This is a genomic window from Lentibacillus juripiscarius, assembly GCF_042685205.1.
Taxonomy (GTDB): domain Bacteria; phylum Bacillota; class Bacilli; order Bacillales; family Amphibacillaceae; genus Lentibacillus; species Lentibacillus juripiscarius.
Window position 1 is genome coordinate 113,640 of record NZ_JBHUNA010000018.1, and the last position, 13,503, is coordinate 127,142.

17 protein-coding genes are annotated in these 13,503 nt (G+C 48.7%); 2 read left to right on the top strand and 15 right to left on the bottom strand.

Annotation, left to right across the window (positions count from 1 at the left end; all coding sequences use genetic code 11):
- Positions 1 to 31: 31 nt before the first annotated feature.
- Together ACFSUO_RS08335 and ACFSUO_RS08340 are read right to left on the bottom strand one after the other, a co-directional pair.
- Positions 32 to 895: a TetR/AcrR family transcriptional regulator gene (locus ACFSUO_RS08335; protein WP_382392972.1), complete on the bottom strand. Its 864-nt coding sequence runs from the start codon at positions 893 to 895 to the stop codon at positions 32 to 34.
- Between the two features lie 651 nt (positions 896 to 1,546).
- Entirely contained in the window at positions 1,547 to 2,047 is a 501-nt protein-coding gene (locus ACFSUO_RS08340; protein WP_382392974.1) for a competence protein ComK, read from the bottom strand.
- Between the two features lie 140 nt (positions 2,048 to 2,187).
- Between ACFSUO_RS08340 and ACFSUO_RS08345 the strand changes: the two genes are divergently transcribed.
- Positions 2,188 to 2,754 carry a hypothetical protein gene (locus tag ACFSUO_RS08345; protein WP_382392976.1) on the top strand — a complete coding sequence of 189 codons (567 nt, stop codon included), beginning with the start codon at positions 2,188 to 2,190 and terminating at the stop codon, positions 2,752 to 2,754.
- Between the two features lie 131 nt (positions 2,755 to 2,885).
- Here ACFSUO_RS08345 and ACFSUO_RS08350 read toward each other — a convergent pair whose 3' ends face one another.
- The 9 genes from ACFSUO_RS08350 to ACFSUO_RS08390 all read right to left on the bottom strand — a co-directional run bounded on the left by ACFSUO_RS08350 (position 2,886) and on the right by ACFSUO_RS08390 (position 9,171).
- Positions 2,886 to 3,293, bottom strand: coding sequence for a hypothetical protein (locus ACFSUO_RS08350; RefSeq protein WP_382392978.1), 408 nt, complete (start codon positions 3,291 to 3,293; stop codon positions 2,886 to 2,888).
- 330 nt (positions 3,294 to 3,623) lie between these two features.
- Positions 3,624 to 4,043, bottom strand: coding sequence for a 3-hydroxyacyl-ACP dehydratase FabZ (fabZ, locus tag ACFSUO_RS08355; protein WP_382392980.1), 420 nt, complete (start codon positions 4,041 to 4,043; stop codon positions 3,624 to 3,626).
- Positions 4,044 to 4,310: 267 nt separating this feature from the next.
- On the bottom strand, positions 4,311 to 4,775 hold the full coding sequence (locus ACFSUO_RS08360; RefSeq protein ID WP_382392982.1) for a hypothetical protein: 465 nt from the start codon (positions 4,773 to 4,775) through the stop codon (positions 4,311 to 4,313).
- Positions 4,745 to 4,939, bottom strand: coding sequence for a hypothetical protein (locus tag ACFSUO_RS08365; protein WP_382392984.1), 195 nt, complete (start codon positions 4,937 to 4,939; stop codon positions 4,745 to 4,747). Before ACFSUO_RS08365 ends, ACFSUO_RS08360 begins: the two co-directional genes overlap by 31 nt.
- A 240-nt stretch (positions 4,940 to 5,179) precedes the next feature.
- A complete protein-coding gene (locus tag ACFSUO_RS08370; RefSeq protein WP_382392986.1) occupies positions 5,180 to 6,061 on the bottom strand; it encodes a DNA-directed RNA polymerase subunit beta in 882 nt (293 codons plus the stop codon).
- Positions 6,062 to 6,228: 167 nt separating this feature from the next.
- Positions 6,229 to 6,528, bottom strand: a complete 300-nt coding sequence (locus tag ACFSUO_RS08375) for a hypothetical protein (RefSeq protein ID WP_382392988.1) — start codon at positions 6,526 to 6,528, stop codon at positions 6,229 to 6,231.
- 136 nt (positions 6,529 to 6,664) lie between these two features.
- Entirely contained in the window at positions 6,665 to 7,666 is a 1,002-nt protein-coding gene (gene mreB / locus ACFSUO_RS08380) for a rod shape-determining protein (protein WP_382392990.1), read from the bottom strand.
- Between the two features lie 473 nt (positions 7,667 to 8,139).
- Positions 8,140 to 8,556, bottom strand: a complete 417-nt coding sequence (locus ACFSUO_RS08385; protein WP_382392992.1) for a hypothetical protein — start codon at positions 8,554 to 8,556, stop codon at positions 8,140 to 8,142.
- A 411-nt stretch (positions 8,557 to 8,967) separates the two neighbouring features.
- Entirely contained in the window at positions 8,968 to 9,171 is a 204-nt protein-coding gene (locus ACFSUO_RS08390) for a hypothetical protein (protein ID WP_382392994.1), read from the bottom strand.
- 203 nt (positions 9,172 to 9,374) lie between these two features.
- Between ACFSUO_RS08390 and ACFSUO_RS08395 the strand changes: the two genes are divergently transcribed.
- On the top strand, positions 9,375 to 10,418 hold the full coding sequence (locus ACFSUO_RS08395) for a nuclease-related domain-containing protein (protein WP_382392996.1): 1,044 nt from the start codon (positions 9,375 to 9,377) through the stop codon (positions 10,416 to 10,418).
- Positions 10,419 to 10,767: 349 nt separating this feature from the next.
- On the opposite strand, the gene ACFSUO_RS08400 is transcribed toward ACFSUO_RS08395, so the two are convergent.
- From ACFSUO_RS08400 to ACFSUO_RS08415, 4 genes are all read right to left on the bottom strand, one after another.
- Complete coding sequence (locus ACFSUO_RS08400) at positions 10,768 to 10,908, bottom strand: hypothetical protein (RefSeq protein ID WP_382392998.1); 141 nt, start codon at positions 10,906 to 10,908, stop codon at positions 10,768 to 10,770.
- 456 nt (positions 10,909 to 11,364) lie between these two features.
- Positions 11,365 to 11,652 (bottom strand): sporulation transcriptional regulator SpoIIID, encoded by a 288-nt coding sequence (gene spoIIID / locus ACFSUO_RS08405; protein WP_382393000.1) that lies wholly within the window; start codon positions 11,650 to 11,652, stop codon positions 11,365 to 11,367.
- Between the two features lie 477 nt (positions 11,653 to 12,129).
- Positions 12,130 to 12,264 (bottom strand): hypothetical protein, encoded by a 135-nt coding sequence (locus ACFSUO_RS08410; RefSeq protein WP_382393002.1) that lies wholly within the window; start codon positions 12,262 to 12,264, stop codon positions 12,130 to 12,132.
- 112 nt (positions 12,265 to 12,376) lie between these two features.
- On the bottom strand, positions 12,377 to 13,387 hold the full coding sequence (locus tag ACFSUO_RS08415; RefSeq protein ID WP_382393004.1) for an AimR family lysis-lysogeny pheromone receptor: 1,011 nt from the start codon (positions 13,385 to 13,387) through the stop codon (positions 12,377 to 12,379).
- Positions 13,388 to 13,503: the final 116 nt, after the last annotated feature.

Below are 13,503 nucleotides of genomic sequence, written 5' to 3' on the forward strand. Positions count from 1 at the left end.
TAAGTTCGTATAAAGTATTTATGAAATTCATTCATTCCAGCAAATCTATATGCATGAGATGAGCTATTTTTTCACAATCATTTCGCAGTTCGGGTATGCGCTGAAAATGAACGAGCAGACTTTGCACCAACACTGGCTGCGGATGTTCCTTGCCAGTCTCTTCTAACAGCACCGCCATCGCTTCATGGAGTTGCTCGGTTTTCTCTTCCGGCAGCTTTACTGAGTCGATCGTCGATTTCATGGAAAATAAAATATCCTGAATCGCCTGCTCGCCCTGGTACATCGCAGGAATTGCCTCTTCTTTGATCAGCGGCGCCTCCCCCTGTCTCCGCATACCCGCTGCTACGTCGTCCATTCTTCGTACGAGATAGGCACCCAATTGGTTCCCACTAATGTGCATATCATCCATAACCATCCATTTGAAATAGCCGTTCATTAGCCCTTCCATCTGAATAATAAGGTCCGTAACATACGGCGACATGCTGCTTCCGTAAATGGCGATTATATTTTCTCGGAGCCAAAAAAAATGCTCCCGCTTCATTTTCCGGATGGCCATCTCCGACTGTGTGCCCATTGTAATGTTTTCGCGCAGCTGCATCGTAAGAAAATCTTTATATTCGTACAAATAACCGGCCACTACTTCAATTTGCCGGGCCAGACGCTCGCGTGGAGAGAGGTCCTCTTGTTTCGCCGCCTCCACCTGCCTACTAATCTCCTCGTGATAATGATCGAGCGCCGTCAGGATAAAGTCCTTCTTGGATTGGAAGTGCAAATAAAACGCACCCTTGGAAACCCCGGCCTCAGCCGCAATTTCCTCAATGGACGTACGGTAATAGCCTTTCTCCGCAATCAGCTTCATCCCGGCCTCGATTAAATTCATTTTTTTCGGATTCATGATTGCTAACACCTGTTTCTTTTTTGAAATGTGGGGACAGCGAAACGGACGAACTGGTGCGGGCAGCTTTCCCCGGGGAATGCGGACTTGAGCCGCGGCCGGATGCTTGGCGCTCGGGAGACGCTATGTAGCTCGGGCTGGCGGCTGGTGCTCGGGCTGGCGGCATTTTGGCCTGGCGCTCGGAAGACGTAGTTTGGCTCCGGCTGGGCATATAGCCGGATGCCCGGGCTGGAACGCATGGCCGGGTGCTCAGGCGATGCTGTTTGGCTCGGGCTGTGGCCGGCGCTCGGGCAGTACCGTGCAGCTCGAGCTGCGGCGTTTGGCCGACGCTCAATCGTTGCGAGCAGACCCTCAAGAGGTTCCGTTCCGTTCTATACTAACCAGTCAGTCAGTTTCCCATTTTACTGCTTTTAAGAGATCAATTCAAGAAAAAACATTTTGCCTGTGAGGAGATATTTTTTGGGGGGTCACGCAGGCTGGCTGCTAATTACCTGGAATCCGTGGCATGCAGTTATTCATCCTCTATCAGCAGCGGGAACATTAAGAATCCTGCGGGATGGAAGGCTGCGTTCGCGGCGACACTCGCGGGCGCCTGCACTAGCACGTCTTGTGCGTCGTAGTATATTCCCACTGCGTAGCTAGGAGACCATTTCAATACGGATTCCATGGAAAGGCATTATCCCCGAAAAAGAACGAGCGATTCATCTTGGCGATAATCTGACTCGTCCGCTTATCCTGCTGATCAAACGACTGTAAGGAAGCATTTACATACAAGCCGGTTCCATCATAAAAGGTCACATACGTCCGGTCATCACGCTGCTCTACCGCTTTAATATGGTAGTAAGACAGCCAGACATTATCCTTCTTTTTCGACGAAGATGTCGGCAGCATATACACCCCTTTTTCCGGAATAACCGGCACCGGTACCTTGCTGTTCACATTCAGCATCTTACGCACGGACTTCCGCCTGCCCTCAAGCGTCGAGCCATACAACACACACGAATGATCAATAATCTGCTCCGGACGGTACACCGAATGTTTTTTGCGCCCCGTTTCCAAAATAAGTGAGCGGTAATACGCCGAATCCTTTGTTAAAATCGCCTTCGTTTGCTGCGAAATCATATAAATCGGTGATGCATAATGTCCCTCCATATCGTCCCCTCCGGCCAATGTATTAGTATGTGAATTAAAAAATTAAACTAAGACTATTGTACTACGATTGCCCTCGATAATCTATTTATATTAGAAACATTTTTCCAATAATTTCGGGAAATAGTAGTTCAGATGGGTTGGTGGGAATTCGGATTGGCAGCGGAGCGGTGGGTATCAACCGGTTAGGGGAAATATCAACCGGTGTGCGGCAAGTATCAACCGATTATGGGAAATATCGACCGGTATGCGGCAGGTATCAACCGGTTAGGGGCGATTATCAACCGGTGTGCGGCAAGTATCAACCGGTTAGGGGAATTATCAACCGGTGTGCGGCAGGTATCAACCGGTTAGGGGTGAATATCAACCGATATGCTGCAGGTATCAACCGGTTTGCGGCGATTATCAACCGATATGCTGCAGGTATCAACCGGTGTGCGGCGATTATCAACCGATATGCTGCAGGTATCAACCGGTTTGCGGCGATTATCAACCGGTTTGCGGCAGGTATCAACCGGGTAGGGGCGATTATCAACCGGTGTGCGGCAGGTATCAACCGGTTAGGGGCAAATATCAACCGATATGCGGCAGGTATCAACCGGTTAGGGGCGATTATCAACCGGTGTGCGGCAGGTATCAACCCGGCACTTGATCGAAATACTGGAGCAATCATATGTGCCATCCCCGCCTCATCCGACACTCGTGGTTGACTGGTCAGTCTAATAGGTAAACTTTATCCGGAATGGTACGTTTTTGGTTCGCCTATCATCATCCACCTGCCATCGGATGCTAAAAAATCCCCTTTTAATCAGGGGATTTTTGATTCAATCAGCGAACGATATTACTGGTTGTTATCTTCGTCATCGTTCGTGTCGTTATTGTTGGTACGGTCATTGTTAAAATTGTTTTCGTCGTTGTTCATACCGTTGTTCTCGTCCTGATTGTTACCGGTGCCATCTTGATTGTTCTCAGCACCATCCTGGTTTGTACCGGTGCCGTCTTGATTGTTCTCAGCACCATCCTGGTTTGTATCAGTGCCGTCCTGATTGGTGCCATTTTCGTCATTGTTGTCAAGCTGCGGATCGTCCTGATTATTTCCGTTCATATCAGGATTTTCTTCCTCTTGATTCAATGGTGCTTCATCTTCGCCATCATTAGCTGGATCGTCCTGGTTGTCATTTCCGCACGCAGCTACCAATGAAAGAGCCAGAATCGGCGCACCAATTTTAAAAAGCCACTTTTTTTGCATAACAGTTTCCCTCCTTTGTTGTTCGGTATCGCCAATAGCTTTACCATTTTGCTGGGAACTGATACTTATTTTTTCGAAAAATGGTGGGATGCGTGCGGAAAAATGTTGAAATATGTTTATTATTGTCGCCAGTTTTTGATTTCGTCAATTTTTGGCATGTAACTTCTGCCAAAAAATTCTCCACTATAATGTGGAGAATTTCATCTGCAGTGTTTGTACTAAATTGGCGAAATGCCTCATCGCCAGCGGTTCTGTCCGCATGCTGCTTCGCCTCACCGCAATTTCTATATGGTTTGTAGATTGTAGAGGCTTCGTTTATCTTACGGTGCCTCACTGAATTGCAAATGTTATTTCCGCTTCACAAGCCACCTCACCATCAACGGTAGCCACGCCTTTTCCTTTGCCAACTGGGCCTTTAATCCGAACAATTTCCACTTCCAACTGTAGCTGTTCCCCCGGTTTAACCTGGCGCTTGAAACGGCATTTGTCCAGCCCGGCCAAAAAGCCGATTTTCCCTTTGTTTTCCTCAATCCCAAGAACGCCAATTGCCCCCGTCTGCGCCAGCGCCTCCACAATCAGAACGCCCGGCATCACTGGATAATCCGGGAAATGACCCTGAAAAAAAGGCTCATTGGCCGTCACATTTTTCACCGCAGTAACCCGCTCGCCTTCCTCGATTTCTGTCACTTTGTCAACAAGCAAAAATGGATAACGGTGCGGAATCGTTTCCTTAATCTGTTGAATATCCATCCGAATCTCTCCTTATCGTATGTATGCTGCGTCCATTATAGCAAAAAATAGAAAAAGATGCGTGCGGTGGCGGGCATTTTCCTGACGTGCAAGGGGGAGTGGAAAAGGATTAGTTCCGATGTGTGTTCGAGGCCGACGTTAGGTAGCGACGGGCGGATGTTTGTTGGAGATGAGGCGATATTTCCTGCGAACGGGCTAAGGCACGAGGTGGCAGTGTTGATATCTGCTGACGACCGGTCGATAAATGTCCACGACATCTTTGATTGTTCACAACGAGCGGATGTTTGAGAGGACCGGTTGATTTTCACACACGAACGGGCGATTCTCTCCCAAAACCGGTTGATTTCCGCACCCAAACGGGCGATTACCTTCCCATTCCGGTTGATTCTCGCACACGAACGGGCGATTCTCTCCCCACTCCGGTTGATTCTCGCACGCAAACGGTCGATTCCTACCCCATTCCGGTTGATTTCCGCACCCGAACGGGCGATTCTCTCCCCATTCCGGTTGATTCTCGCACACGAATGGGCGATTCTCTCCCCATTCCGGTTGATTTCCGCACCCAACGGTCGATTCTCTTCCCAATTCGGTTGATTTCCGCACCCAACGGTCGATTCTCACCCCATTCCGGTTGATTCTCGCACACGAACGGGCGATTCTCTCCCCATTCCGGTTGATTTCCGCACCCAAACGGGCGATTCTCACCCCATTCCGGTTGATTCTCGCACGCAAACGGTCGATTCTCTCCCCATTCCGGTTGATTTCCGCACCCAACGGTCGATTCTCACCCCATTCCGGTTGATTCTCGCACCAAACGGGCGATTCTCATCCCAAACCGGTTGATTCTCGCACACGAACGGTCGATTCTCACCCAAAACCAGTTGATTCTCGCACACAACGGTCGATTCTCACCCAAAACCAGTTGATTCTCGCACACGAACGGGCGATTCTCTCCCCATTCCGGTTGATTTCCGCACCCAACGGTCGATTCTCACCCCAAACCGGTTGATACCCCTATAAACGAGACAATATCTCCCTCCGGCCTGTCACCAATCTAGGAGCCCTTACCAATTGAACTAACCGCCCATCACCGTACCCAATCAAAAAAATAAGCTGCCCTATATCCGGGGGCATGCTTATCCTTGTTTTATCACGATATCGATGATGTGTTGCCATGTTTCCCATTCGAGTGCGTCGGTGGGGTTGCCGTTTCCAACGACGCCGTAGCCGATCATTAGTCCGGAAGCGAGTGCGGCGGCGGACAGTGCGAGTACGACGATAATGCGCAACCATATTGGGAAAATGCGGCGGCGCGGTTTTTTATTGCGGCGCTTTTCTTCCTTTTGTTTTTTCTTTTGTTCTTTTTTCTGTTGTTTCCGGGTCACTTTATCGGCTGCGTCCCCGGTTTCCTGCTGCTGTTTCCGTTTTTGCTCGTCCGGAGCGGTTTCTTCCAGGGGCTTTGTTTGTGTTTGTGCTTCTGCAGCGGCTTCTTCCTGCTCTCCTTGGCGCTGCTTGGATGAACCTTTTTCTTTCCGCCGTTCTGTTCGTGTTTGTACCGCGGTGGCTGCCGCTTCCGGCCCAGTGGGATTTTCTTCCTGCTGGCCAGCCGCTACTTCCACGACCTCCTGCTCATGCCGCTCCCAGAGATTTTCGTCCTGCTCCCCGAATGTTTCATCGGAAATGCCGGCACGATTCACCTCAGCATCAGGCATATTCGGTGTCCCAGCATCGTTCCCTCCAGCTTGTTCATCGAAATCCTCGTCGCGCTGTGGATCTTCAATTGCAGTCGCGGCATGTAAACGCTCTTCCGCTTGATCATCAGAAATTCCCGCACGCTGTGGCCCAGTTTCATGCTGGTGCTCTTCCGTTTCCCCATCGGAGGTCTCAGCATAGCGCTGCCCGCTCGCTTCCTCAGCAGACTCGGCATCCTGCTGCGTTTCTTTTTCCTTTACAGCGGGTTGCTCTCCACCGTTTGTATGCCGTTGTTCCTCCGCTTGCTCTCTTTGATCTGTTGGCATGGCTTGTTTCTCCTTACTCCGTTTGTTGCACGCTGCTGTCGGTGCAGCTCGTATTACAGCCGAGTGGACCGCGCCCGCTCCACTCGGCTATCCAACCGCTCCAGCTGGTTTCCCCATTACCTCAGCTGGTTGACTAGGCCCTGTATCTGATCGGACATTGAAATCGTTCATAAGACCACTGCGTAGAAGTCATGTCCGTTTGGCTGGTTGGAGATGCTGTCAAATCCGTCCGCAAACACCATCGGGCCATTTTTGCCGAGTACCGGATGGCCGTCCTTTGTCGTCGGCATGACATCCTCATTATTATTCATGGAACTCAGATAAAATGACCCGTCGCGTGTATAACGGGTTTCCGTGCCGTTACCCGCGGTCACCTGGATTTGGAACAGATAATTTTTGCCAGTGAGCGCAACATCCAGTGCACGTCCGGTTTTCTTCAGGGCGCCTGGTCTTAAATCGATAGCCACCGAGCCAAGCTTTGCGCCTGAGCCAACGCGGATACCGTCTGGCGTCAGGCGCCCCTGCAAAAAATTTTTGTCAGGTGCTCACTGTCATTATAATTCGACCAGGCATCGACGAATGTTACAGCACGGAAATAGTGTATTACACAATCTTTTTCCGTTCGACTTTATCGATGTTTTCCAGCATGATGCCAGTACCTTTGGCAACGCAATTCATCGGTTCTTCTGCCAGGAATACAGGCACTTTTAACTCCTCAGCAAGGAGCCGGTCGATTCCGTGCACGAGCGCACCCCCGCCGGTTAGCGTTACCCCGCGGTCGATGATATCTGCGGACAGTTCCGGTGGTGTCCGTTCCAGCACTTGTTTTGCGCCATGTATAATGAGGGAAACTGATTCACGCAAGGCTTCCTCAATTTCCGCCGATTCAACCGTAATCGTGCGCGGCAGCCCGCTGACCATATCCCGGCCGCGGATTTCCATTTCCTCGTGGCGTGAGTCTTTGAAAACGGTCGCGACGTTTATTTTGATATCTTCCGCTGTCCGCTCGCCGATCAGCAATTTATATTTCTTCTTGATGTACTGCAAAATTTCGACATCAAATTTATCGCCGGCCATTTTAACCGATTCAGCCGTAACAATATTTCCCATCGACAATACAGCGACATCTGTCGTGCCACCGCCAATATCGACAATCATGTTGCCGCTCGGCTGGTAAATTTCCATCCCGGAGCCAACCGCCGCCACTTTTGGCTCTTCCTCCAGGTAAACCTTTTTACCGCCGGACTTCTCCGCCGCTTCCTTGATGGCCTTCTGCTCCACCTTCGTAATATTCGTCGGGCAGCAAATCAGCATTTTCGGCTTGGACAAAAACCCCTTGACATTTATTTTATCTATAAAATACTTCAGCATCGCTTCGGTCACATCAAAATCAGCAATCACGCCATCTTTCAACGGGCGAATCGCGTCAATATTTCCAGGAGTACGCCCGACCATGCGTCGCGCCGCTTCCCCAACTTCCAGCACACGGCCGGTGTTGCGGTCCATCGCCACGACGGATGGCTCATTCAGAACAATTCCTTTACCTTTCACATGGATCAACACATTGGCGGTTCCAAGGTCAATCCCAATATCCCTTGCAAACATGCATTAAAGCCTCCCTGCTCTCATACTTTCTCGCATCCGTAAAAGCACATTTTCCTACTAATAATATATTTTACCACAAAACGCACCATATAACTGCAAATTTCGCAAAAAATGTTGGGGAAAAATGCATGTACGGGAGAGAGTATGGGGACTGGGTGCCACGGGTGGTGGGTTGTTCGGCAAGGGCTGAATCTGACGTTGGTGATTGGGTGGATGTTCAGTCTGGGTGGGTTGGGTGATGATTGAGGGGGACCGGTTGATGTGAATTCTCTGGCCGGTTGATGACTGCCTGTGATCAGTTGATTTCTCTTCCGACAGGTTGATTCTTGGGCCTGACCGGTTGATTATTGCGGTCCGCCGGTTGATTCTTTGGCCCGACTGGTTGATTCTTCACCGAAACCGGTCGATTTCTCTTCCAACGGGGTGATTCTTGGCTCCGAACGGTTGATATCTACGCCATTCCGGTTGATTCCTCACCGAAAACGGTCGATTTCTCTTCCAACGGGGTGATTCTTGCCCCCGACCGGTCGATATTTGCGACATAACGGTTGATTCTTCACCGAAAACGGTCGATTTCTCTTCCAACGGGATGATTCTTGGTCCTGGCCGGTCGATTCCTGCACTATTCCGGTTGATTCCTCCGAAAACGATCGATTTCTCTTACGACAGGTTGATTCTTGGCTCCGAACGGTTGATTCTTGCGCCATACCGGTTGATTCTTCACCGAAAACGGTCGATTTCTCTTCCAACGGGTTGATTCTTGGCTCCGAACGGTCGATTCTTGCACCTGGCCGGTCGATTCTTCCACGAAAACGGTTGATTTCTATTCCAACGGGTTGATTCTTGGCTCCGAACGGTCGATTCCTGCGCCAGACCGGTTGATTCTTCACCGAAAACGGTTGATTTCTATTCCAACGGGTTGATTCTTGGCTCCGAACGGTTGATTCTTGCGCCAGACCGGTTGATTCTTCACCGAAAACGGTCGATTTCTCTTCCGACGGGTTGATTCTTGGCTCCGAACGGTTGATATTTGCGCCAGACCGGTTGATTCTTCACCGAAAACGGTTGATTTCTCTTCCGACGGGTCGATTCTTGGCTCCGAACGGTTGATATCTACTCCATTCCGGTTGATTCCTCACCGAAAACGGTCGATTTCTCTTCCAACGGGGTGATTCTTGCCCCCGACCGGTCGATATTTGCGACATAACGGTTGATTCTTCACCGAAAACGGTTGATTTCTCTTCCGACGGGTCGATTCTTGGCTCCGAACGGTTGATATTTGCGCCAGACCGGTTGATTCTTCACCGAAAACGGTCGATTTCTCTTCCGACGGGTCGATTCTTGGCTCCGAACGGTCGATTCTTGCGCCAGACCGGTTGATTCTTCACCGAAAACGGTCGATTTCTCTTCCGACGGGTCGATTCTTGGCTCCGAACGGTCGATTCTTGCACCAGACCGGTTGATTCCTCACCGAAAACGGTCGATTTCTCTTCCGATGGGGTCATTCTTGGACCTGTTCAGTCGATATCCACCTCCAAAATCCGTGCACCATTCGGGATCCACACCTCGATACCAGGCTATCTCTACGTTTCCCCCGCCGACACGAAAAAACTTTTTAATTATTTGCTTTCACCAGCAGGAATTTGTATGAAAGTGTCGAATAGTTAATTTGAGCACAAGAAATTTTTATAATAGGAGTGATTCACATTTGAGCCCAACCGTTGCAAAACCGAGAAGTAAGCCCCATGCTCTGCTTGCCTATGAGGCACTGTTCAGGCAGCTTTTAGCGAATTACCGTCATCATGAGGCCATCGTTTCAGAATACAAACGGGAAAAGGCCGGTTACGATGGCGAACGGAATGTTGACTATAAGCTTTCCACCTTCCCGCAAAAAGGTTTCTACGTTTTTCAAGGCATCCGGCTGGAAAATCCCCCATTTCACTTCCAAATTGATACACTAATCCTGACACGACGTTTGATTTACATTCTTGAAATTAAAAATCAGCAAGGAACCCTCAAGTATGATTCCAAGTTAAAACAGATGATACAAGAAATTGACGGAAAGATCATATCCCACAAGGACCCAATCCTGCAAGCGGAGGCGCAAAAAACGCAGCTGCGGGAATGGCTGGCGATGCATGGAATTTTCAATATCCCCATTGTGGGGCTTGTTGTCATTGCCTATCCGTCAACAATCATTGAAAATGTCAGGGAAGATCCGGACGTGTACAACCAAATCATTCACCGCGAAAGCCTGCACCAGCACCTGACTCGGCTGAGTAACAACCATCCGGACAATATACTGACAAACGCACAGCTGAAAAAATTGTGCCACACTCTAAAAGCTAAGGATATCCCCTTATGGACAGACGTGTTAGCAAAGCACGGCGTCAGCGACCGTCATTTGATCAAAGGCACCCCATGCCAACAATGCGGTTATGCCCCGATACAACGTCTAAACAAAAACTGGAAATGCCCGAAATGCTCGTCTATTAATCCGAAAGCCCATGAACGTACCATTCTGGACCATTTTCTCCTTCATCAGCAGACCATCACAAACAAGGAATGCCGCAACCTGCTGCAGATTGACTCGCCGCGAATGGCCTACAACTTTCTTAATTCGATGAACCTCCGAAAATCTGGAAATAATCGTGGTAGGATATATTATTCACCATCTATCCAAAGTTTTCCTCAAAATTCCAAGGTTCCGGTCAATTTTCAGCATCATTTTGCAAAACTGAGCCTGGACTAACTGAAGTGCTTGTGATGATATGTTAAACCAACGGGGGGTGTCCTCGCGTAAAAGGTTGATGTACGGAGCGGTCCAACCGACTTTTCTCACTAATGGAGGAAAGTGGACCGCCTACCATACCATACCGATTGATAACTGACCTTAAACGGTTGTGATTCTTACGGTGATCCGGTTAATTCTTACCTCCGACCGGTTAATATGCCCGCTTGTTTAGTCAATTCTTACCCGGAAATGGTTGATTCTTATCCTGAACGGTCGATTCTTGCCTGGAAACGGTTGATTCTCATCCTGGACGGTCGATTCTTGCCCGAAATCGGTTGATTCTTATCCTGAACGGTCGATTCCTCGATCACAACGGGTGATTCTCCCACCTTTTCGGTTGATTCTTACCCGGAAACGGTTGATTCCTACTTGCAATCGGTCGATTCTCACCTGCGCCGCCGATTGGTCGATTCTCACTCCCGATCGGTTGATACCGCTCCTGAACCATTGATACCCGACTCCAACAGTCCCGGGCTACCTTATGCCATACCCGCCAACACTGCACCCACACGCAAAAACCCAGCCTCCATAAGGCTGAGTTTTTGCTACCGCTAATTTTTCAGGAGTGAAATGCAGCTCTTTGGTCGCTAATCTCGGGTGTTGCACCACCTCCTTTAAGAGGTTGTTCAAAAAGTCCGGTAAAAAATGACACTACGACAGGGGACCCTTCGACTAAATACCGACACAATCAATCGCGAACTGTCGGGGTCATCAAATCCTATGGAAATCTACCACTCGGCTGTTGTGCCGCCTGGAACGTTCGACGCACAGGATGTACTAATGCAGGCCCCCGACAAGACGTGACGACCTTAGCCGACCGGCCCTTTTCAACCCCCTTTTTGAACTCGCATTTTTAATAATGGAGATTCTTCTTTCGGACATGTTTAGACAAGGAAGTGACCGATCATCCCACTGGTTTGGCGGCTGCTTCTTCCGCTTCTTCTTCGTCATCCCTGTATTTATTCCGGGTTGCTTCGCCTCCGCGGAGATGGCGTATGGATTTGTTGTAGTTGAGTACGTTTTTGACTTGGTTGTATAGCTCCGGACTGATTTCCGGCAGCCGTTCCGTTAAATCTTTGTGGACTGTGCTTTTGGAAACTCCGAATTCTTTTGCTATCAATCGGACGGTTTTCCTCGTCTCCACGACATATCTCCCTATCTTGATAGTCCTTTCTTTGATGTAATCGTGCACACCGTTCGCCTCCCTAAGTTGGATATTTCCGAGGTGTGGGTTGAGACAAGGTGATACATTGTCACGCTTCACTCATCTTCTGGCAATGGGTACTGTGTGCAGCTGTGGCTGTGATTTCACAATTAATCAGAATAGGAAAGGAAGCTTACTATGAAGTTGGTATGTATTAGGTACAAAAGTATAGTTGTTGGAAGGAAAGCTACACAAGCTCTCACCTCAGACTTTTCTGAATCTTGATTTGTACCATTTTATTACGTTTGGGCGGGGATTATGATTAAATTCCGTCTTTTGAAGTCACGGACATGCAGTATTTTTGCGGTTTTAGCGGACATTGCCGGCACTTGTAATACTGTAATAATTTTCCATCAATGGGCAAAAAAAAATAAGGCGGCGGGCTCGTACACGAAAATAATCCATCCTGCATCCTTCATCTTCTGTTGGGGTTCTTGCTGGAACATTGGCTGGAGCAGGCTGATGTTAGTCCAGATCACCCAGTCCCGGATCAACCATTGGTTCGATACTAGGCAGGGCTGCCATATCCGTTGCATTAAATCCTGAAATGCTGAAAAGTAAAGTTGCCATAACACCTAAAGTTATAAGTAATTTTTTCATCATAAATGTCCCCTTTCATCCCAATTTAACATGAAAGCCGCGCCTTATTTTGTTGTAATGGAAAACGTTATGTGTGGGTTTCTGTCTTTATCCCGATTCATGGTGGTTGGTATCAGCCCAGTTTTTGAAGCGCGTTGAGTGGCAATCTGCTGAAGAAGTAATCGCTTCGTTTTTCGATGAAGTAGCTGTACGACTGAAGAAGGATGTCTTTACTCTGCTTCGCCATCCCCAGGTAGTACAGTCTGAACGGGCTGTTCATATCAATGTCACTTAAAATCGCCTCTGCTTTGGCGTAGTTCCCCTTGGCTATCGCAATGTGGGCTTGTTCGCTTTTGTCTGTTGTTGTGATGCCATCAACCCTGCCAAAGTGCGCCGACAGAAAAGGAATATTCCGCTGTTCAATTAATTCAACCAGCGAGCTCATATTTTCCGCTTGGGCAATTTCAAGTGCCTTACGCAAATGGTACATACCCTGTTCGTACGTTTCATAAACATACGATAATCCCAAATTGACATGCAGGCTTATTTTTGTCATCGGGTTGGTCACTTGATTCAAAGCCTGAAATGCATATTTCCTGGCAATAATCACTTCATTGCGGACAAGGTAATACACGAAAAGGTTTTGGTTTAACCGGACGTGAAAAAAGGATAGAAGGAATCTGTCCTCTATTTTGTCAAATAGTTTTTGCTGCCTTTCCAAAAAATTCCCAAACTCGCCATACCTATTTCTACCGTAATGAATGGTGATTTTGATGAACTCAAGCAACGCCTTCAGCTCGGGCTCATCAGTCTGCAGTCCGTTTGCACGGCGAAGGATTTCTTCAGGCGAATACTTCTCCTGTTTCCGGTCGAGTGCCAACTGATAGACAGATGCCCAATTCCGGTTCGACAGATACTCAGAATTGTTGTTGATCCCGATTAGCTGCTGCAAATCGTGATAGTACCCGTTCATGTATAAAAATTCCATGCCTTTTTTCTTTATTTCATCCGAAGTGGTCTGAAGGCAATATTTCCTTGTCAGCTGCTGTGCAGTCCTTTCGTCATGGTCTTGCCGCAGCGCCAACATCACTTGCTCAAGGGTCATCTGGTTACTGGCTGCTATACTCGGAATTACGTTATTCATGGCACCCGCCCCTGGATAGTGCATGGACATTGCCCCCCTTTCTCCATGAAAAAGTGGTGTGAACGGATTGGTTGAATGAACTGACTGACAACATTCAACCATCTTCGTGCAAAATC